Origin of the sequence: Paracidovorax oryzae ATCC 19882, from assembly GCF_000687165.1 — a bacterium.
Taxonomy (GTDB): Bacteria; Pseudomonadota; Gammaproteobacteria; order Burkholderiales; family Burkholderiaceae_C; genus Paracidovorax; species Paracidovorax oryzae.
In genome coordinates this window covers 45,911-64,611 of record NZ_JMKU01000006.1, presented here as the reverse complement: position 1 = coordinate 64,611, position 18,701 = coordinate 45,911, and the positions used below count along the sequence as shown (strand labels likewise).

Sequence of the window (18,701 nt, the reverse complement as noted above, 5' to 3'; positions counted from 1 at the left end):
CCCGATGTCCGCCGCTGGACGCTCGCGTGGGTCACGCCGCGTGGTCACCGTGGTCGCCCGTCGTTTGCTGATCCCCTGCAGGCCTGCCTGGCGCATGAGGCGGGCGATCCGCTTGCCTGCGACGCGCACGCCCTGTGCGGCCAACTCGGCCCGCACGCGTGGCTGGCCGTAGGTCTCGCGGGACTCGGCGTGCACCTGCCTGATCCGCTCGGTGAGCACCATGTCCTCCATCGCGCGCTGGCTTGGCGCTCGGTGCCGCCAGTCGTAGAAGCCGCTGTGGGACACGCCCAGCACCCGGCACATCGTCCGAACGGGGAAGTCGGCCTGGTTCGCGTTCACGAGTTCGAAGACGGCGTGAACGTCTTGTCGCTCTTGGCGGCGAACCAGGCCGTAGCCTTTGCCAGGATGTCGCGCTCCATCTGCACTTGCCGCAACTGCCGGCGCAGCCTGGCCAGCTCCTCGCGTTCGCTCCCGGTGAGCGCACCTGCCGTCGCCTGGCTTCGCGACGCTTGACCACCAGCGGCACCCACCCAGTGGGCAATGGTCTGAGCGGTCACGTCGAACTCGCGAGCCAGCTCTGCTGGGGGCCTCCCAACTCGCACCAACTCCACTATCTGCTCTCGGAACTACGCCGGATACGGCGGCCTTGTCTTGCCCATTTCGAACTCCTTGCTCTATAGCGTAAGGTGCCCGTCAAACCGGGACAACTTCAGGCATCGGCTACGCCTATTTCCGGGTACCGACCGATGCTGACGGTGTTGCGCAATCGATCCAGCCGGTACTGGTATCGCCAGGTTTTCTGCCCGCCAGGGCTGATCTCCACGAAAAGCCCTCCACCATCGCTGAGCTTGTAGGTCTTCGCTCTGGGCTTCGCGTTGTTGATACGGGTGGGTGAAAGGGTGTAGTTGATTGATCGCATCGCGTCCTCACGGTGTCAGTCCGGTCATGCTCCAAATGGAGTAATTTGGAGCAGAAAACCGGTGCTGTCGCTCTAATTCCGGCTCCAAAAGGGCCGGATTTCGCGAATTGCCGTGGGACGCGCCAAAACGAAAAAGCCCTTGATTTTCCCAGGAAAATCAAGGGCTTACGAGACGTCATGAGACGTCGTGGTTCAGCTTCACATGTTGTCGATCATCACCTGGCCGAAGCCCGAGCAGCTCACCTGCGTCGCGCCTTCCATCAGGCGGGCGAAGTCGTACGTCACCTTCTTGCTCAGGATGGACTTTTCCATCGAGCTGATGATGATGTCGGCCGCTTCGGTCCAGCCCATGTGGCGCAGCATCATTTCGGCGGAGAGGATTTCGGAACCGGGGTTCACGTAGTCCTTGCCGGCGTACTTCGGTGCCGTGCCGTGCGTGGCTTCGAACATGGCGACGGAGTCGGACAGGTTGGCGCCGGGGGCGATGCCGATGCCGCCCACCTGGGCTGCCAGCGCGTCGGAGACGTAGTCGCCGTTCAGGTTCAGCGTGGCGATCACGCTGTACTCGGCGGGGCGCAGCAGGATCTGCTGCAGGAACGCGTCGGCGATGCTGTCCTTGACCGTGATTTCCTTGCCGGTGCGCGGGTTCTTGAACTTCATCCACGGGCCGCCGTCGATGAGTTCGGCGCCGAATTCCTTGGCAGCCAGGTCGTAGGCCCAGTCACGGAAGCCGCCTTCCGTGAACTTCATGATGTTGCCCTTGTGAACGATGGTCACGCTGGGCTTGTCGTTGTCGATGGCGTACTGGATGGCCTTGCGCACCAGGCGCTGCGTGCCTTCCTTGGACACGGGCTTCACGCCGATGCCGGAGGTCTCGGGGAAGCGGATCTTCTTGACGCCGAACTCTTCCTGCAGGATCTTGATGAGCTTCTTTGCCTTGTCGGACTCGGCTTCGAACTCGATGCCGGCATAGATGTCTTCCGAGTTCTCGCGGAAGATCACCATGTTGGTCTTCTCGGGCTCCTTCACGGGCGAGGGAACGCCCTTGAAGTACTGGATGGGGCGCAGGCAGACGTAGAGATCGAGCTCCTGGCGCAGCGCCACGTTCAGCGAGCGGATGCCACCGCCCACGGGCGTCGTCAGCGGGCCCTTGATGGACACGACGTAGTCGCGCACGGCGTGCAGGGTTTCCTCCGGCAGCCAGACGTCGGGGCCGTACACCTTCGTGGACTTCTCGCCGGCGAAGACTTCCATCCAGTGGATCTTGCGCTTGCCGCCGTAGGCCTTGGCCACGGCTGCGTCCACCACTTTCAGCATCACGGGGGTGATGTCGAGGCCGGTACCGTCACCCTCGATGTAGGGAATGATGGGCTGGTCCGGCACGTTCAGGGACATGTCGGCATTGACGGTGATCTTCTGGCCTTCGGCAGGGACCTTGATGTGCTGGTAGCTGGTCATGGAACGGTTATCTCCGGTGGGATGGCGTCCGGGGCGGCGCCCGGCCGGCCTGTGCGACAGGCACAAAACGCAATGATTTTAGCGATAAAAATTTGTAGGTCTTGTCTGTCAACGCCCCGGGCTGCGGTATCGTTGTGTCAGGGCTTCGCGGGCCTACGCGGGGCTCGCAAACCTTCCGAAACTCTCAAGGAAACGGCCAAATGAAAAAACTCCTCGCTGTCCTGATCGCCGGTCTGTTCACCGCCGGCGCTTTCGCCCAGGCTCCGGCCCAGGCCCCCGCCACGACGTCCGCTCCCATGGCCGCCGACACCGCTGCGCCCGCTCCCACGGCCCAGGCCAAGAAGGCCGGCAAGGGTGCCAAGCACAAGACCGCCCACAAGAAGAGCAAGAAGCACAAGGCTGCCGCCTGAGGTTTGCCGCCTCCCGTGCAACGGGGATGACCGCCCTGGCGCCGTCCCCGCTCCGAAGCCCGCTTTACGCGGGCTTTGCTTTTGGCTGATAGGCTTTGGAACAGCCCTTTCCCGATGGATGCCCCACCCGCCATGAACCACGCTCTTTTGTCCGGCCCGACGCCCCGCCCCCTTCGCCGCCTGGCGGCTTCGCTGGCCCTCGCCGCTGCCTGCCTCGGCACGGCACAGGCCCAGGAAGGGCCGCAACTCGACCTGCAGCGGGTGGACCTGGCCGCCGGCATGCACCGTATCGACGCGCAGCTGGCGGTAACGCCCCAGGAGCGCGAAACCGGCCTCATGCACCGCAAGGACATGCCCTCCAACGAAGGCATGCTGTTCGTGTTCTCGGTACCGGCCGTGCAGTGCTTCTGGATGAAGAACACCCTGCTGCCACTCACCGCCGCCTTCGTCGCCGACGACGGCACCATCGTCAACCTGGCCGACATGAAGCCGCAGACGCTGGACTCCCACTGCTCCGACAAGCCCGTGCGCTTCGTGCTCGAGATGAACCAGGGGTGGTTCGCCAAACGCGGGATCAAGCCGGGCTCGAAGCTGTCCGGCGCACCGTTCGCCAGGCGCTGACGCGTCGGCACCCGGCGACCGCACAAAAAAACGGCCCTCCAGGGGCCGTTTTTTCATGGAGCCCGGCAGGCCGGGCCGCGGGATCAGCCCGCGAAGTTGCTTTCCGCGAACTTCCAGTTCACCAGCTTGTCGAGGAAGGTCTCGACGAACTTCGGGCGCAGGTTGCGGTAGTCGATGTAGTAGGCGTGCTCCCAGACGTCCACGGTCAGCAGCGCCTTGTCGGCGGTGGTCAGGGGCGTGCCGGCGGCGCCGGTGTTCACGATGTCCACGCTGCCGTCGGCCTTCTTTACCAGCCAGGTCCAGCCGGAGCCGAAGTTGCCCACGGCGCTCTTCACGAAGGCTTCCTTGAACGCGGCATAGCTGCCCCACTTCGCCTTGATGGCATCGGCCAGCGCGCCGGAAGGCTCGCCGCCGCCGTTGGGGGCCATGCAGTTCCAGAAGAAGGTGTGGTTCCAGATCTGGGCTGCGTTGTTGTAGATGCCGCCGCTGGACTTCTTGATGATCTCCTCGAGGGGCATGTTCTCGAATTCGGTGCCCTTCTGGAGGTTGTTGAGGTTCACCACGTAGGCGTTGTGGTGCTTGCCATGGTGGTACTCCAGGGTTTCCTGGCTGTAGTGCGGAGCCAGGGCGTCGATGGCGTAAGGCAGCGGTGGCAGGGTATGTTCCATGTGCGGTCCTCGTGGGTGGTTGGTGATTCTTGCGTGTGCAGCGCCGCAATGTGACATGCAGCGCAACAGGCGGGCATTGTAGGAAGTTAATCGCGCCCCGCGGTGTAGGCGACGGCCCAGAATGCCGGGCTCACAGCAGGCGCGGAGCGGACACCGTCAGATCGATCTCGCCATCCGATACGGCGGCGCGCACGGCGTCCCCGGTACGTACCTGGGCGGTGCGGGTCACGGGCAGGCCTTCGCTGTCGGTGAGCAGCGCGTAGCCGCGCTGGAGCACCAGGCGCGGATCGAGCAGCTCCAGCCGCAATGCCGCATGGTCCAGCCGCTGCGCCTGCCGGGCCACGCCCTGCGCCACGGCCTTGGGGAGGCGATCCGCCAGGCCATCCTGCCGCTGGGCGCACCGCTGGGCCGTCCAGGCCGCGCCATGGCGCAGTTGCTGCGCGAGGCGCGCGAGGCGCAGTTCCTGGCGCGCCACCAGCCCGGAAGGCCGCCCCAGCCGCTGCGCCGCCATGTCCAGCCGCTGGTGGCGCCCGTCGATCTGGCGCTGCAGGCTGTCCGACAGGCGGCCGGCCAGCGCGTCCATGCCCGCGAGCCAGGTGGCCTGGGGCTGCGCGACCAGCTCTGCCGCGGCCGTGGGGGTCGGTGCCCGGAGGTCGGCGCAGAAATCGGCGATGGTGAAGTCGGTCTCGTGGCCCACGCCGGACACGACCGGCACCGGGCTCTGCACCAGCGTGCGGGCGACCTGCTCATCATTGAATGCCCACAGGTCCTCGATGGAGCCGCCCCCGCGCACCAGCAGGATCACCTCCACCGGCGGATGCCCTGCCCCATCGCCGGAGGGTTCGGCCATGCGGTAGAGCGCGCGCAGGGCGGCGCAGATCGACGCCGGTGCGGCCGCCCCCTGCACCAGGGCCGGGGCCAGTACCACGGGCAGGTGCGGAACGCGCCGCCGCAGGGCGGTCACGACATCGTGCAGCGCCGCGGCGCCCGGCGAGGTGACCAAGCCGATCGAGCGGGGCATGACCGGCAGGCCGCGCTTGCGGGCGGAATCGAACAGGCCTTCGGATTCCAGCCGGGCCTTGAGCCGCAGGAACTGCTCGAACAGCGCCCCCTGCCCTGCGCGCTGCAGGCTCTCGACGATGAGCTGCAGGTCGCCCCGGGCTTCATAGACGGCCAGCCGCCCTCGCAGCTCGACCATTTCCCCGTCCCGCGGAGTGCCGTCGAGCAGCATGGCCGCCCGGCGGAACATGGCGCAGCGGATCTGCCCCTGGCCGTCCTTGATGGAGAAGTAGCAATGCCCGCTGGAAGCCCGCGAGAAGCCCGTGATCTCCCCGCGCACCGCGACAGGGTTGAACCGCGCCTCCAGTGCATCAGCAACGGCGCGGCACAGCGCCCCGACGTCCCAAATTCGCGGCGCCGATGCTGGGTCCGGACATTCAAACATCGGCGCCGCCAGGGTTTGCGGGGAGCGGGGCACCCGCAATAGTCCACAAGCCGCACGGAGCAGCGGATGGGCTGGTCTGGCGGTCCGGATGTGCGCGCAAACCACGAGAATCCGTGCAACCTGTTGATTTACAACGATTTTTTGCTGCGCAATTTTTCATCAATCTGTCAAAGTGTCGATTTGGCGCCATGTAGCAGGTGTTACACACCCGGTTGCCCACAAAGTTATCCACAGAAATTGTGGGTGGCTGTGAAAAACAACGCCGACGCGGCCGGTGGACCCGGCCGGTACCTGCGCAGCCGCCGGAGCGCCATGGCACTGGGCCATAATCGCGGACTGCTTCCATCTGCGCGGAGAGAGAATTGCTGTCGATCATACAAGCCGCAGGCTGGCCGATCTGGCCCCTCATAGCCTGCTCCATCCTGGCGCTGGCACTGGTGGCGGAGCGCTTCGTCGCCCTGAAAGCCGCCAAGGTCGCCCCCCCGAAGCTGCTGGACGAGGCCATCTCCGTTTCCTCCCGCGGGCTGCCCACGCCCGACGTGGTGAACCAGCTGTCGCAGAACTCCGCCCTGGGCGAAGTGCTGGCCAGCGGGCTGCGAACGCTCAACAGCCATCCCCAGAGCAGCGAGGCGGACGTCCGGGCCGCCATGGAAGGCACGGGCCGTGCCGTCGCCCAGCGGCTCGAGAAGTACCTCAACGCCCTGGCCACCATCGCTTCGGCCGCCCCGCTGCTGGGCCTGCTCGGCACGGTGATCGGCATGATCGAGATCTTCGGCTCGCAGGGGTCGTCCGCCACGGGCCAGGGCAATCCGGCCCAGCTGGCGCACGGGATCTCCATCGCGCTCTACAACACGGCCTTCGGCCTGATCGTCGCCATCCCGACGCTGATCTTCTGGCGGTATTTCCGCAGCCGCGTGGACGCCTACCTGCTCACGCTGGAGCTCGCCTCCGAGCAGTTCGTCCGCCACCTGCTGCGCCTGCGCAAGTGAGCGGTGCGATGAATTTCCGCCACCGCCCGAAGGAAGCGCCGGAGATCAACCTGATCCCGTTCATCGACGTGCTGCTCGTGATCCTCATCTTCCTGATGCTCTCGACCACGTACAGCAAGTTCACCGAACTGCAGCTCACGCTCCCGGTGGCGGACGCCGAGCAGCAGCGCGACCATCCCAAGGAAGTGATCGTCGCGGTGGCCGCCGACGGGCGCTACGCCGTCAACAAGACCGCCGTGGAAGGCAAGGGCGTGGAAGCGATCGCCCAGGCCCTCGGGACCGCCGCGCAGGCCGGGCGCGACAGCGTGGTGATCATCAGCGCCGACGCCAGCGCTCCCCACCAGGCCGTGATTTCCGTCATGGAAGCCGCGCGCCGCGTGGGCCTGTCGCAGATCACCTTCGCCACGCAATCGTCCGCCAGCGCGGGCCGCTGACCCGGATGGCGCAGCCACGCCGCCGCGGGCTGCCGGAGCCGGAGGCGACGCCGGGGATCCAGCGGGTCTGGCGCCACCGCAGCGCGGTCGCCTGGCTGCTGTCGCCCGTCTCCCTGCTCTACGGCGCCCTGGCCGGCATGCGCAGGCTGCTGTATGAGCGGGGCGTCCTGCGGGCGGAGCGCATGCCTGTTCCCGTGGTCGTGGTGGGCAACGTAGTGGCCGGCGGCGCCGGCAAGACGCCCGTGACCCAGGCCACCGTGCACGCGCTGCGGCAGCGCGGCTGGCATCCGGGCGTGGTCTCCCGTGGTTACGGGCGCAGCACTTCCGACTGCCGGGAGGTGCTGGCGGACAGCAGCGCCGCCGAAGCCGGAGACGAGCCCCTGCTGCTCGCGCGCTCCACCGGCGTGCCGGTGTTCGTCGCCCCGCGCCGTGCACAGGCAGCCCGTGCCCTGCTGGAACGGCATCCAGAGACCGACGTCATCGTCTGCGACGACGGCCTGCAGCACTGGGCGCTGGCGCGGGATGTGGAACTGTGCGTGTTCAGCGAGGAAGGCGTCGGCAATGGCTGGCTGCTGCCCGCCGGCCCGCTGCGCGAGCGCTGGCCGCGGCCCGTGGATGCCGTGCTGCATGCCGGAGCGGCCCCTGAGGGCACCGGGCGCGCCCCCATGGGGGTTTTCGCCCTGCGCAGAACGCTTGCCGCCCATGCGGTGGACGCCTCCGGACGCGCCACGCCGCTGTCGCACCTGCGCGGCGTGCCGGTGCATGCCGTGGCGGCAATCGCCCGGCCCGCCGCCTTCTTCGGCATGCTGCGCGCCGAAGGACTGGTCCTGCAGGAGGCCACCGCCCTGCCCGACCATGCCGACTTCTCGGATTGGCATCCGGACACGCCGCCCGGCGTGCCTCTGGTTTGCACCGAGAAAGACGCAGCGAAACTGTGGCGCACGCACCCGCAGGCGCTGGCGGTGCCGCTCGTGGTGGACATCGCGCCGGCCTTCTTCGACCGGCTGCACGCACGGCTGCAGGCGCTGGGCCAGCCCTCGCTATGATCGGGATCCATTTTTCGAACTTATCCGCCACGCCATGGATCCCAAACTGCTCGAACTGCTGGTCTGCCCGGTCACCAAGGGTCCGCTGACCTACGACCGCGAGCGCGACGAACTGGTGTCGCGCAGCGCGCGCCTTGCCTACCCGGTGCGCGACGGCATTCCGGTACTCCTGGAGACCGAGGCCCGCACGCTGACCGACGCGGAGCTGGAGGCGTGAGCGGCCCGGCCGCATCCGCTGGCTTCACCGTCCTGATTCCCGCCCGGCTGGCATCGACCCGCCTGCCCGACAAGCCGCTGGCCGACATCGGGGGTGTCCCGATGGTCGTGCGGGTGGCGCAGCAGGCGGCCCGCAGCTCGGCCGCCCGCGTGGTCGTGGCCGCCGACCATCCTCGCATCCTGGAAGCCTGCGCGGCGCATGGCGTGCAGGCCGTCGCGACGCGCGCGGACCATCCCAGCGGCAGCGACCGGCTGGCCGAGGCCTGCGTGCAGCTCGGGCTGGCCGACGACGATGTGGTGGTGAACGTGCAGGGCGACGAGCCGCTGATCGCACCGGCCCTGATCGATGCGGTCGCGGCCCTGCTGCCGGCCCGCCCCGAAGCGGACATGGGCACGGCCGCGCACGCCATCCATGCGCTGGAGGACTTCGCCAATCCCAACGTGGTGAAAGTGGTGCTCGACGCCCGCGGCCTCGCGCACTATTTCAGCCGGGCACCGATTCCGCACGCGCGCGGCCACGCGGACACGGCCTGGTGGCAAGGCGGGCACGCAGGCGTACCCGCAGGTTGCGCGCCGCTGCGCCACATCGGCATCTACAGCTACCGGGCCGCTTTCGTGCGGGCGTTTTCCGCCCTGGCGCCCGCCCCGACGGAAGCCCTGGAAGCGCTGGAGCAGTTGCGTGCACTGTGGCACGGGCACCGCATCGCCGTGCACGTGGCGGACACCGCACCGGGGCCGGGCGTGGACACGCCGGAAGACCTCGAACGGGTGCGTTCGCTGTTGGGCTGAAACCGCGGACCTGGTGCCGTCACGATGGTGTCGCGGCTGTCAGGCAGACGGAAGGACCCGCATGCTATCCTTGCCCGCGATTGAAGCGCCAACCCGGGCCTACGGCAAGCCCCGGGCTTCCGGCGCTGGCTGATTTCAACACTTAGAGGACCTCCATGAGACTGATTCTTTTGGGCGCGCCCGGCGCCGGGAAGGGCACGCAAGCCGCGTTCATCTGCCAGAAATACGGTATTCCGCAGATCTCCACCGGCGACATGCTGCGCGCTGCCGTGAAGGCCGGCACGCCGCTGGGACAGCAGGCCAAGGCCGTCATGGATGCCGGCAAGCTGGTGAGCGACGACCTCATCATCAATCTCGTGAAGGACCGCATCGCCCAGCCGGACTGCGCCAAGGGCTTCCTGTTCGACGGCTTTCCGCGCACCATTCCCCAGGCCGATGCCATGAAGGCCGCGGGCGTCAAGCTGGACTACGTGCTGGAGATCGACGTGCCGTTCGATGCCATCATCGAGCGCATGAGCGGCCGCCGCTCGCACCCTGCCAGCGGCCGCACCTACCACGTGAAGTTCAACCCGCCCAAGGTGGAAGGCAAGGACGACGTCACTGGCGAGGACCTGATCCAGCGCGAGGACGACAAGGAAGACACGGTGAAGAAGCGCCTGGAGGTGTACAGCGCGCAGACGCGCCCGCTCGTGGAGTATTACTCCACCTGGGCGAAGAACGATCCGGCCAACGCCCCCAGGTACCGTGCCATCAGCGGTACCGGCACGGTGGAGGAAATCACCCAGCGCGCGCTGGCCGCCCTGGCGGACTGAGTTCCTGGCACGGGGCCGGCGCCTGGCCGGCCCATGACCGACGCCGCCCTCCGGGCGGCGTTTTCGTTTCCGGATCGGGTCGATCGCGTCTTATGCGCGGAGCTTCGCCAGCCCCTGCAGCATCAGTTCCACCCGCGTCTTCACCACGCTCAGCCCCTGAGCGGCAGGCAGTGTGCCGCCCGGACGGGGCAGCAGCTGGCCCAGGGGGCACCGCGTGGCCACCCTGACAGCCACGCCGGCGGCCTGCGCCCGCTCCAGGGCTGCCTGAAGCTGGTGGTGCAGCGTGCCGTTGCCGGTAGCGGCCACCGCCAGGCCGTGCACCCCGTCGACCACCAGCAGATCCACCATGCGCCCGCTCGCGCCCGCATGCGACACCACGACCTCGACGCGCGGCCACCCCGCTCCGTTGCGCAGCGCCTCCAGCGCGGCGTGAGCCTCGGCCAATGATTCCGATGATTCCGCCACGGGCCAGCCGGCCGCGAGCCGCACGCGGCCCTCTTCCACCCAGCCCAGGGGCCCCGCTTCGCCGGATGCGAAGGCGTTCAGCCGGTAAGGATGCACCTTCTGCACCCGCTGCGCCCCGTGCACTTCCCCGGCGGCCACGGCCACCACCCCGCGCGCGCCCGGCGTAGCGGCCACGGCGACGGCGTCGAGCAGGTTCTGCGGGCCATCGGGCGCCAGTGCGGTGGCCGGGCGCATCGCCGAGACAAGCACCACGGGCTTGTCTTGCGCGCCCGCGAGCACGCGATGGAGAAACCATGCGGTTTCTTCGAGGGTATCGGTGCCGTGCGTGACCACGACGGCACGCACGCCGGGCTCCGCCAATGCGGCCTCGCAGCGCAGGGCCAGGGCACGCCATACGGCACCGTCCATGTCCTTGCTGTCGATCTGCGCGACCTGCTCCGCTGCCAGCCGCGCGCCGCCGGCGGCGCGCTCCAGGCCCGGCACCGCTGCCAGCAACTGGTCGATGCCGACCTGCGCGGCGGTGTAGCCGATGTTGTCTTCCGCGCTCCCCGCCGTGCCGGCGATGGTTCCACCGGTGCCAAGCACCAGGATTTTTCCTGCAAACACTTGCATTGCCTTTGAAAACTGTTTAAAAATACAGTGACTGGATCGATCCACAGGTGATTCGATCCACCCAGCGCCCGTCCGGCGCGATCTTCCTTCACTGGAGTGCCCCGCATGCTCGACAGCCCCAAGCTCACCGCCCGCCAACAGCAGATCCTGGATCTCATCCAGACCGCCATTGCACGCACCGGCGCGCCCCCCACCCGGGCGGAAATCGCCGCGGAGTTCGGCTTCAAGTCCGCCAATGCGGCCGAAGAACACCTGCAGGCACTGGCACGCAAGGGCGTCATCGAGCTCGTGAGCGGCACGTCGCGCGGCATCCGGCTGCGCGGCGAGGCCGTGCGGTCCATCAATGCGGCCCGGGGCACCCAGTTCCACCTGCCCATTCCCGGCATCTCGCAGCTCATGCTGCCGCTCATCGGCCGCGTCGCTGCAGGCTCACCGATTCTCGCCGAGGAACACGTGGACCAAACCTACAGCGTGGAAGGCAGCCTTTTCCAGCACAAGCCCGACTACCTGCTCAAGGTCCGGGGCATGTCCATGCGCGATGCCGGCATCATGGATGGCGACCTGCTCGCCGTGCAGTCCACCCGCGAGGCACGTAACGGCCAGATCATCGTCGCCCGCCTGGGTGACGAAGTCACCGTCAAGCGGCTGCGGCGCACCGCGGGCGCCATCGAGTTGCTGCCCGAGAACCCCGACTATCCCATCATCACCGTACAGCCCGGCGAATCGTTCGAGATCGAAGGGCTGGCCGTGGGCCTCATCCGCAACACCATGCTGATGTAGCAGGCTGCGGGCCGCCCGGCGCATGGCGCCTGAGCACGGTTCGCGCCCTGTTTCCCCGTTTGGCGTTGCCCAGGTGGCGGGCGTCTGGCTTTCCGCTTCGCGTGGATGGCCAACCCTGCGGCATCGCCCTGCCCGTCTAAAGCCAATCCTGCCAGTGTTCAACCCATTCTGACCGCTGGAGTTTTCCATGGCAAAGGCTTTGCTCGATCTCGCCACCCTCTCGTCCTGCCTGCAACCACTGCACGGCCTCGTCCGCTGGCTGCGGGGCGCCTCCTCAGGGAATGCGCCCGGCCGCCCCGCCGCATGGTCGCGATGGCCGGACTGTCCTGCGCACGGTCGCGGGGCGTCCGACACATCCACCGCCAGCCACCGCCCGTCCGACGGCCCGCCGGCCGCCACCGTCCATGGCAGCGCTGCAGCCAGCACTGCAACATCCATGGAATTGCCCGCGGATGCCTCTACCGCGGTGCAGTCGGCCACGGTGGAGCGCCCCGCGCGCTCGCTGGCCGGCAGCCAGCGCACCTGCGCGGCGCGGGCGCCGGGCGCGGTGCGCGTGGTACAGCGCCGGCAGGCAGGTACGCCGGAGCGATTCGTGATCTCCGGCCGCATGGCCGATGTGCGGGCGGAACTGGAACGCTGGGCCGCCGCCGAAGCCGTGCTGCAATGACCTGCAGGAGGCCGACCTCAGCCGCGGCCCGCCGCCCACGGCCTCAGCTGTTGATCTGCGCCCAGAGCTTGTCCAGGCGCTTCACGCTCACGGGCTGCGGCGTGCGCAGCTCCTGCGCGAAGAAGCTCACCCGCAGCTCCTCCAGCAGCCAGCGGAATTCCTGCATGCGCGCATCCACCTGCCCCTTGCGCTCGGCCACGAGGCGCCAGTAGCGCTGCTCCTGTGGGCGCAGTTCCGCGAGCCGCGTGGCGTCGCGTGCAGCATCGGCACGCACCTTGTCCAGGCGCAGGGTGATGGCCTTCAGGTAGCGCGGGAAGTGCGTGAGCTGGGACCAGGGCGCCACCGCCAGGAAGTTCTTCGGCATGAGCCGTTGCAGTTGCTGCTGCGCGTCCTGCGTGGCGTCGGGCGCACCTTTCGTGTCCTTGATCTTGCGTGCCGCCGCGGCGTATTCGAGCAGGATCGCCCCGGCCAGCCGCGCCACCTCGTTGGCAATCAGGGTGAGCCGGCCGCGGCCCTCCTGCACGCGGCGCTGGAAGTCTGTCTCGGTCGTGGGCAGTGGATCGACCAGGAAGGCACGGTCCAGCGCCACGTCGATGACCTGTGCGCGCAACTCCTCCTGCGTACCCAGCGGCATGTAGGCGACAGCCATCTTCTGCAGGTCCGGGATGTTCTTTTCCAGGTACTTGAGCGCATCCTTGATCTGCAGCGCGAACAGCCGGCGCAGGCCCGCGCGGTGGCGCGCCGCGGCCACGCCGGGCTCGTCGAACACTTCGATGGTCACGGCATCACCGCCATCGATGAGTGCAGGGAAGCCGATGAGCGTCTGCCCGCCCTTGCGGATCTCCATGAGCTCGGGCAGTTCGCCGAAGGTCCAGGCCGTGTAGCGCTGGCCCGCCGGAACAGCGGCCGGTGCGGGAGCGGCCACAGGGCCGGCACTGGCCTGTTTGCCGGCGGCGGCAGCCGCACGGCCGTCCGCAGGCCAACCCTGCGCGCCGCCCTTGCCGGGTCGCACAGCGGATGCCGTTTCCGCAGGCGACGCATCACCCCCGGTCTCCGGCGCGGAACCTGCGAGCTTGAGCCCCGCCAGGGCCTGGAACGCGCCCCGGGCCTTGGCGCCCCATTCGGCCTTGAGCGCGCCCAGGTTGCGCCCCTGGCCGAGCTGCCGGCCGTCTTCGTGGACCACGCGGAAATTCATGAACAGGTGCGGGCTGAGCATGTCGAGCTTGAAGTCGGCCCGCTTCACGTCGAGCGAGGTCTCGTCCCGCACCTGCTTGAGCAGCACGTCCACCAGGCTGCCCTGCCCGAAGCGCTCGGGCGTGCCGAGCAGTTCGGCCAAGCGCGCGGCATTGTCCGGCAGCGGCACGAAACGGCTGCGCGGGCGCTGCGGCAGGCTCTTGAGCAGTGCCTGGATCTTGTCCTTGAGCATGCCCGGCACCAGCCATTCGCAGCGCTCTTCGCTGACCTGGTTGAGCACGAAGAGCGGCACCGTGACGGTGACGCCGTCGCGCGGGTCGCCGGGCTCGTGCAGGTAGCTGGCCGCGCAGTCCACCCCGCCCAGCCGCACCACGCGCGGGAAGGCGCTGGTGGTGATGCCGGCGGCCTCGTGCCGCATCAATTCGTCGCGCGTGAGCTTGAGCAGGTCCGGTTTCGCGCGGCTGGCCTCGCGGTACCAGGATTCGAAATCGGCGCCGGTGCAGATGTCGGCAGGCACCTGCTGGTCGTAGAAGGCGTAGATGAGCTCCTCATCCACCAGCACGTCCTGGCGGCGCGACTTGTGCTCCAGCTCCTCCACCTTCGCGATCAGCTTGCGGTTGGCCATCAGGAACGGCAGGCGCCGCTCCCAGTCCTGCGGCCACTGGTCGCCCACCAGCGCCTCACGCAGGAAGATTTCCCGCGCAGTGCGCGGGTCCACCTTGCCGAAGTTCACGCGCCGGTTGTTGTAGATGACGATGCCATAGAGCGTGGCGCGCTCCAGCGCCGTCACCTGCGCTGCCTTGCGCTCCCAGTGCGGGTCCAGCATCTGCTTCTTGAGCAGGTGGCCGCCCATTTCCTCGATCCACTGCGGCTCGATGGCCGCGATGCCGCGCCCGAACAGGCGCGTGGTCTCGACCAGTTCCGCGGCCACAATCCAGCGCCCCGGCTTCTTCGACAGGTGCGCCCCGGGATGCCTGTAGAACTTGATGCCGCGTGCGCCGAGGTACCAGTCCTCTTCCTCGCTCTTCACGCCGATGTTGCCGAGCAGCCCGGCGAGCATGGACCGGTGGATCTGTTCGTAGCTGGCCGGCTGGATGTTCAGGCGCCAGCGGTGCTCGGTGACTACCGTGAGCAGCTGCGTGTGGATGTCGCGCCACTCGCGCAGGCGCCGCACGCTGATGAAGTTCTGGCGCAGCAGCGATTCGTACTGCCGGTTGCTGAGCTTGTGGGTGGGCGTGGGGGCCGGCACGGACGCTGCAGCGGCCGTTGCGGGCGCGGCCGCGTCGGCACTGCCGCGCGCCTGGCGCTGCGCCACCGGCAGCACGGCCTGCGAAGGCGCGCCCTTGCGCGCGGCGTCGCGCTGCGCCCTCGCGGACGGCAGGCTCGGCGCGCCGCCGCGGGCTTCGTTGATCCATTTCCAGAGCTTGAGGTAGCCGCTGAATTCGCTCTTCTCGTCGTCGAACTTGGCATGCGCCTGGTCGGCCTGCTGCTGGGCCTCGAGCGGCCGGTCGCGCACGTCCTGCACCGACAGGGCCGAGGCGATCACCAGCACTTCGTCCAGTGCCTGGCGGTCGCGCGCCTCCAGGATCATGCGGCCCACGCGCGGATCGAGCGGCAGGCGCGATAGTTCCACGCCCATGGGCGTGAGTTCATTGGCATCGTCCACCGCGCCCAGTTCGGCCAGCAGCTGGTAGCCGTCGGCGATGGCGCGGCCCGAGGGCGCCTCGATGAACGGGAACTGGGCCACGTCGCCCAGGTGCAGCGACTTCATGCGCAGGATCACGCCCGCGAGCGAGGAGCGCAGGATTTCCGGATCGGTGAAGCGCGGCCGGCCGTTGAAATCCGGTTCGTCGTAGAGGCGGATGCAGATGCCGTTGGCCACCCGGCCGCAGCGGCCGGCCCGCTGGTTGGCCGCCGCCTGGCTCACCGGCTCGATCAGCAGCTGCTCGACCTTGCTGCGGAAGCTGTAGCGCTTGACGCGTGCGGTGCCGGCGTCGATCACGTAGCGGATGCCCGGCACCGTGAGCGAGGTTTCGGCCACGTTGGTCGCCAGCACGATGCGGCGGCCGGTGTGGCCTTCGAAGATGCGGTCCTGCTCGGCCTGCGAGAGGCGCGCGAATAGCGGCAGCACTTCGGCGCCGCGCATCACCGGCTGGTGCGAGAGGTGCTTGCGCAGGTGGTCCGCGGCCTCCCGGATCTCGCGCTCGCCGGGCAGGAAGACGAGGATGTCGCCAGCCGCGTTGCCGGTCCAGAGTTCATCGACGCCGTCGGCAATCGCTTCATTCAAGCCGTAGTCGCGGCTCTCCTCGAAGGGCCGGTAGCGCTGCTCCACCGGGAAGGTGCGGCCGGACACGTAGATGACGGGTGCAGGCCCCTTCGCCGACTCGAAATGCCTGGCGAAGCGCTCCGCGTCGATCGTGGCCGAGGTGACCACGATTTTCAGGTCGGGCCGGCGCGGCAGGATCTGGCGGAGGTAGCCCAGCAGGAAGTCGATGTTCAGGCTGCGTTCGTGCGCCTCGTCGATGATGATCGTGTCGTAGGCCGTCAGCAGCGGGTCGGTCTGCGTCTCGGCCAGCAGGATGCCGTCCGTCATCAGCTTGACGGAGGCATCGCGCGACAGGCGGTCCTGGAAGCGCACCTTGTAGCCCACGACGTCGCCGAGAGGGGTCTGCAACTCTTCGGCGATGCGCTTGGCAACGCTGCTGGCCGCGATCCGCCGCGGCTGCGTGTGGCCGATCAGTCGCCCCTTCTCGCCCGGCCTGGCATTGCATTTGCCGCGACCGAGCGCCAGCGCGATCTTGGGCAGCTGCGTGGTCTTGCCCGAGCCGGTCTCGCCGCAGACGATGATGACCTGGTGCGCCTGCATGGCGGCCATGATCTCTTCGCGCTTGCCCGAGACCGGCAGGCCGGGCGGGAACTCGATGCGCAGCGGTGCCGCCGGGGCCGGGACCTCACGGCGTGGCGGTGCGGACGGGGCGGGCTGGGGGATGGGGGATTTCGGGGGCGCGGAACCTGTCATAGAGACCCGCATTATCCGAACGATCCGTTGGCGTGGTGCAACGCAGGCCATCCGGCAGCCTTGCGCGCACGCGGCAGCACCGGGGAAAATCCGCCGCGTCGCCTGCGCCGGCCTGCCCTGGCCGCCGCCTCCGGCCCGCATCCGCCCCATTTCGCCACGGCAACGAGCAACCTTGCCGCGGCACGCCACAGGACAGGAGCTTTTTCCCATGACCCTTTCGTTCCACCACATCGACTGACCACGGTTCCCCACGCCCCGGCTGGACCGTGTGTTCCGTTTCACACACCGTCCGGCACGAGGCCGCGCTGCGCTCCCATGGAGTGGCAGGCACGCGAAGCCCCGGCCGTCCAGCCGGGGCTTTTTCTTTGTGAGGAACCGCACGCATGAGTGCACAGAAACGCTCCCGCGCCTACGAGGCAGGCCGGGTGAAGGCATTGCGCCGCATGAAGCAGCCGATCGCGCTGCATGTCGAGGCCAGCGCGCCACCCCGCAACCCCGTCGCGCGCGCCCTGGCGGCGCGCAGCCTGGGCGGCGGCGGAGGACGCCACATCCGCAGCCAGGGCGCGCAGCGCCGCGCCGACCGCATGGCACTGCAGCACGCGCTGCGCAGCGGCTGGGACGGCTGAAGCCCCGCGCGCCGCCGCCAGGCCTTTCCCAGGCGGCGGCGCCACACCGATTCCGTGGACAATGACAGCACCGGGACACCCAACAGTCCCTTGCTGCGCTGCGATGCCCGTCCCCCTCTCCCCTGAACTCTCCATCTCTTCACCCGCATTCCCGATGCCGGTCCAGGCCGGCCGGCGGCGCCATGTCGCCGTGATCGGCGCAGGCATCGTGGGCACGGCATGCGCGATCGAGATCCTGCGCACCGGCCGCTCCGTGACGCTGCTCGATCCCCATGCGCCCGGCGGGCCGGAAGCGACGAGCTACGGCAACGCCGGCTGGCTGTCGTCCCATTCCATCCTCCCACCGTCCGGCCCGGGCATGTGGAAGCAGCTGCCGGGCTATCTGCTGGACCCGCAGGGTCCGCTCACCGTGCGCTGGGGCTACCTGCCCCGCGCCCTGCCCTGGCTCTGGCGGTTCCTGCGCTCCGGGCGCACGCCGGCCCGGGTGGCCCGCACCGCGCATGCACTGCGTCAACTGCTGCGGGACGCGCCAGCGCTGCACGCGCGGCTGGCTGCTGACGCCGGCGTGCCGCACCTGGTCGCGCAGCGGGGCCTGCTGCATGTCTATCGCTCGCGTGCGGACTTCGAGGCCGACGCACTCGGCTGGCGCCTGCGTGGCGAGGAAGGCATTGCCTTCCGGACGCTGGAAGCCGGCGAGCTGCGCGCGCAGGAGCCCGCGCTGGCACCGGACTATGGCTTCGGCGTGCGTGTCGATGAGGCGGGCCACTGCGCGAACCCCGGCGCCTATCTGGAGGCACTGGCCGCGCATGCCCAGTCCCTGGGTGCGCGCCGCGTCGCCGCGCGGGCCACCGGCCTGCACATCGCATCGGGCCGCCTGGTTGCCGTCCGGACTGACGCGGGCGACGTGCCGTGCGATGCCGCGGTGATCGCGGCCGGAGCCTATTCCCTCCCCCTGGCCCGCGACGCGGGTGACCGGGTGTGGCTCGATACCGAACGCGGATACCACGCGATGCTGGATGTGCGCGCCCGGCCGGGCGAAGCGCCGCCGCCGGGGCCACGCACATCCACCATGGTGATGGACCGCAAGCTCATCGTCCACCAGATGGAGCATGGCCTGCGCGTGGCGGGCCAGGTGGAGATCGCCGGGCTGCAGGCCGCGCCCGACTGGCGCCGCGCGCGCATCCTGCTGGAGCACCTGTTCGCGCTCTACCCCGCCCTGCCGCGCCCCGTGCTGGAAAGCGGCGCCCGGTTCTGGCTGGGCCGGCGCCCGAGCACCAGCGATGGCCTGCCCTGCATCGGCCCGGCGACGGGTTGCGCGGACGTGGTCCACGCCTACGGGCACGGCCATGTCGGGCTGGGCTCGTCGGCACGCACGGGCCGCGTGGTGGCGCAGCTGCTGGACGGCTGCCCGCCAGAGATCGACATCGCGCCTTTCAGCCCTGCGCGCTGGCGACGATAATCCGGCGCGCACCGCACGGCGCCCGCCTCCCCGACAACCACTGCCTGCCCTACCGCGCAGGAGCCCGGCCCCG

The 18,701-nt window shown here is 68.9% G+C and carries 18 protein-coding genes and 1 pseudogene; 12 read left to right on the top strand and 7 right to left on the bottom strand.

Annotated elements, in window-relative coordinates; genetic code table 11:
• Positions 1–3: 3 nt before the first annotated feature.
• The 3 genes and pseudogenes from T336_RS25950 to icd form a co-directional block, all read right to left on the bottom strand.
• Positions 4–614 (bottom strand): annotated as a pseudogene (locus tag T336_RS25950) (IS3 family transposase); the annotation flags it as partial.
• 95 nt (positions 615–709) lie between these two features.
• Positions 710–919 carry an Arm DNA-binding domain-containing protein gene (locus T336_RS25945; protein ID WP_084151372.1) on the bottom strand — a complete coding sequence of 70 codons (210 nt, stop codon included), beginning with the start codon at positions 917–919 and terminating at the stop codon, positions 710–712.
• Between the two features lie 198 nt (positions 920–1,117).
• Positions 1,118–2,377: an NADP-dependent isocitrate dehydrogenase gene (gene icd / locus T336_RS0105295; protein WP_019703162.1), complete on the bottom strand. Its 1,260-nt coding sequence runs from the start codon at positions 2,375–2,377 to the stop codon at positions 1,118–1,120.
• Positions 2,378–2,577: 200 nt separating this feature from the next.
• On the opposite strand from icd, the gene T336_RS0105290 reads away from it, so the two are divergent.
• Both T336_RS0105290 and T336_RS0105285 read left to right on the top strand, forming a co-directional pair.
• Positions 2,578–2,787 (top strand): hypothetical protein, encoded by a 210-nt coding sequence (locus T336_RS0105290; protein WP_013595050.1) that lies wholly within the window; start codon positions 2,578–2,580, stop codon positions 2,785–2,787.
• A gap of 132 nt (positions 2,788–2,919) precedes the next feature.
• Entirely contained in the window at positions 2,920–3,408 is a 489-nt protein-coding gene (locus tag T336_RS0105285) for a DUF192 domain-containing protein (protein WP_026431752.1), read from the top strand.
• A gap of 83 nt (positions 3,409–3,491) precedes the next feature.
• Here the strand turns inward: T336_RS0105285 and T336_RS0105280 are convergent, their stop codons facing one another.
• On the bottom strand, positions 3,492–4,076 hold the full coding sequence (locus T336_RS0105280) for a superoxide dismutase (RefSeq protein ID WP_013595052.1): 585 nt from the start codon (positions 4,074–4,076) through the stop codon (positions 3,492–3,494).
• 130 nt (positions 4,077–4,206) lie between these two features.
• Positions 4,207–5,520 carry an exodeoxyribonuclease VII large subunit gene (xseA, locus tag T336_RS0105275; RefSeq protein ID WP_026431751.1) on the bottom strand — a complete coding sequence of 438 codons (1,314 nt, stop codon included), beginning with the start codon at positions 5,518–5,520 and terminating at the stop codon, positions 4,207–4,209.
• Between the two features lie 362 nt (positions 5,521–5,882).
• On the opposite strand from xseA, the gene T336_RS0105270 reads away from it, so the two are divergent.
• From T336_RS0105270 to adk, 6 genes are all read left to right on the top strand, one after another.
• Positions 5,883–6,509, top strand: coding sequence for a MotA/TolQ/ExbB proton channel family protein (locus T336_RS0105270; RefSeq protein ID WP_019700999.1), 627 nt, complete (start codon positions 5,883–5,885; stop codon positions 6,507–6,509).
• An 8-nt stretch (positions 6,510–6,517) separates the two neighbouring features.
• Positions 6,518–6,943: an ExbD/TolR family protein gene (locus T336_RS0105265; protein WP_026431750.1), complete on the top strand. Its 426-nt coding sequence runs from the start codon at positions 6,518–6,520 to the stop codon at positions 6,941–6,943.
• Between the two features lie 5 nt (positions 6,944–6,948).
• Positions 6,949–7,989, top strand: coding sequence for a tetraacyldisaccharide 4'-kinase (gene lpxK / locus T336_RS0105260; RefSeq protein WP_026431749.1), 1,041 nt, complete (start codon positions 6,949–6,951; stop codon positions 7,987–7,989).
• Positions 7,990–8,023: 34 nt separating this feature from the next.
• A complete protein-coding gene (locus tag T336_RS0105255; RefSeq protein WP_013595057.1) occupies positions 8,024–8,206 on the top strand; it encodes a Trm112 family protein in 183 nt (60 codons plus the stop codon).
• The gene (kdsB, locus tag T336_RS0105250; protein ID WP_026431748.1) at positions 8,203–8,994 is read left to right on the top strand and encodes a 3-deoxy-manno-octulosonate cytidylyltransferase; all 792 of its coding nucleotides are present in this window, start codon (positions 8,203–8,205) and stop codon (positions 8,992–8,994) included. The genes T336_RS0105255 and kdsB overlap by 4 nt, the downstream gene beginning before the upstream one ends.
• Before the next feature lie 155 nt (positions 8,995–9,149).
• The gene (gene adk / locus T336_RS0105245; RefSeq protein ID WP_019701003.1) at positions 9,150–9,806 is read left to right on the top strand and encodes an adenylate kinase; all 657 of its coding nucleotides are present in this window, start codon (positions 9,150–9,152) and stop codon (positions 9,804–9,806) included.
• A 90-nt stretch (positions 9,807–9,896) separates the two neighbouring features.
• Here the strand turns inward: adk and T336_RS0105240 are convergent, their stop codons facing one another.
• Positions 9,897–10,883 carry an asparaginase gene (locus T336_RS0105240; RefSeq protein WP_026431747.1) on the bottom strand — a complete coding sequence of 329 codons (987 nt, stop codon included), beginning with the start codon at positions 10,881–10,883 and terminating at the stop codon, positions 9,897–9,899.
• 105 nt (positions 10,884–10,988) lie between these two features.
• Here T336_RS0105240 and lexA point away from each other — a divergent pair, with 105 nt between their 5' ends.
• Positions 10,989–11,663, top strand: coding sequence for a transcriptional repressor LexA (gene lexA, locus T336_RS0105235; RefSeq protein WP_011795657.1), 675 nt, complete (start codon positions 10,989–10,991; stop codon positions 11,661–11,663).
• A gap of 187 nt (positions 11,664–11,850) precedes the next feature.
• Positions 11,851–12,330 (top strand): hypothetical protein, encoded by a 480-nt coding sequence (locus T336_RS27315; protein WP_237711397.1) that lies wholly within the window; start codon positions 11,851–11,853, stop codon positions 12,328–12,330.
• A 43-nt stretch (positions 12,331–12,373) separates the two neighbouring features.
• On the opposite strand, the gene hrpA is transcribed toward T336_RS27315, so the two are convergent.
• Positions 12,374–16,543 carry an ATP-dependent RNA helicase HrpA gene (hrpA, locus tag T336_RS0105225; RefSeq protein WP_026431746.1) on the bottom strand — a complete coding sequence of 1,390 codons (4,170 nt, stop codon included), beginning with the start codon at positions 16,541–16,543 and terminating at the stop codon, positions 12,374–12,376.
• A gap of 383 nt (positions 16,544–16,926) precedes the next feature.
• Here hrpA and T336_RS0105220 point away from each other — a divergent pair, with 383 nt between their 5' ends.
• Both T336_RS0105220 and T336_RS0105215 read left to right on the top strand, forming a co-directional pair.
• Positions 16,927–17,169, top strand: coding sequence for a hypothetical protein (locus T336_RS0105220; protein WP_019701008.1), 243 nt, complete (start codon positions 16,927–16,929; stop codon positions 17,167–17,169).
• Between the two features lie 154 nt (positions 17,170–17,323).
• On the top strand, positions 17,324–18,628 hold the full coding sequence (locus T336_RS0105215) for an NAD(P)/FAD-dependent oxidoreductase (RefSeq protein WP_026431745.1): 1,305 nt from the start codon (positions 17,324–17,326) through the stop codon (positions 18,626–18,628).
• Positions 18,629–18,701 lie beyond the last annotated feature (73 nt).

Bases quoted from the DNA above. Each gene is read 5' to 3' on its own strand.
- T336_RS25945 (WP_084151372.1), bottom strand. From the start codon at position 919: ATGCGATCAATCAACTACACCCTTTCACCCACCCGTATCAACAACGCG.
- icd (WP_019703162.1), bottom strand. From the start codon at position 2,377: ATGACCAGCTACCAGCACATCAAGGTCCCTGCCGAAGGCCAGAAGATC.
- T336_RS0105290 (WP_013595050.1), top strand. From the start codon at position 2,578: ATGAAAAAACTCCTCGCTGTCCTGATCGCCGGTCTGTTCACCGCCGGC.
- T336_RS0105285 (WP_026431752.1), top strand. From the start codon at position 2,920: ATGAACCACGCTCTTTTGTCCGGCCCGACGCCCCGCCCCCTTCGCCGC.
- T336_RS0105280 (WP_013595052.1), bottom strand. From the start codon at position 4,076: ATGGAACATACCCTGCCACCGCTGCCTTACGCCATCGACGCCCTGGCT.
- xseA (WP_026431751.1), bottom strand. From the start codon at position 5,520: ATGTTTGAATGTCCGGACCCAGCATCGGCGCCGCGAATTTGGGACGTC.
- T336_RS0105265 (WP_026431750.1), top strand. From the start codon at position 6,518: ATGAATTTCCGCCACCGCCCGAAGGAAGCGCCGGAGATCAACCTGATC.
- lpxK (WP_026431749.1), top strand. From the start codon at position 6,949: ATGGCGCAGCCACGCCGCCGCGGGCTGCCGGAGCCGGAGGCGACGCCG.
- T336_RS0105255 (WP_013595057.1), top strand. From the start codon at position 8,024: ATGGATCCCAAACTGCTCGAACTGCTGGTCTGCCCGGTCACCAAGGGT.
- adk (WP_019701003.1), top strand. From the start codon at position 9,150: ATGAGACTGATTCTTTTGGGCGCGCCCGGCGCCGGGAAGGGCACGCAA.
- T336_RS0105240 (WP_026431747.1), bottom strand. From the start codon at position 10,883: ATGCAAGTGTTTGCAGGAAAAATCCTGGTGCTTGGCACCGGTGGAACC.
- lexA (WP_011795657.1), top strand. From the start codon at position 10,989: ATGCTCGACAGCCCCAAGCTCACCGCCCGCCAACAGCAGATCCTGGAT.
- T336_RS27315 (WP_237711397.1), top strand. From the start codon at position 11,851: ATGGCAAAGGCTTTGCTCGATCTCGCCACCCTCTCGTCCTGCCTGCAA.
- hrpA (WP_026431746.1), bottom strand. From the start codon at position 16,543: ATGACAGGTTCCGCGCCCCCGAAATCCCCCATCCCCCAGCCCGCCCCG.
- T336_RS0105220 (WP_019701008.1), top strand. From the start codon at position 16,927: ATGAGTGCACAGAAACGCTCCCGCGCCTACGAGGCAGGCCGGGTGAAG.
- T336_RS0105215 (WP_026431745.1), top strand. From the start codon at position 17,324: ATGCCGGTCCAGGCCGGCCGGCGGCGCCATGTCGCCGTGATCGGCGCA.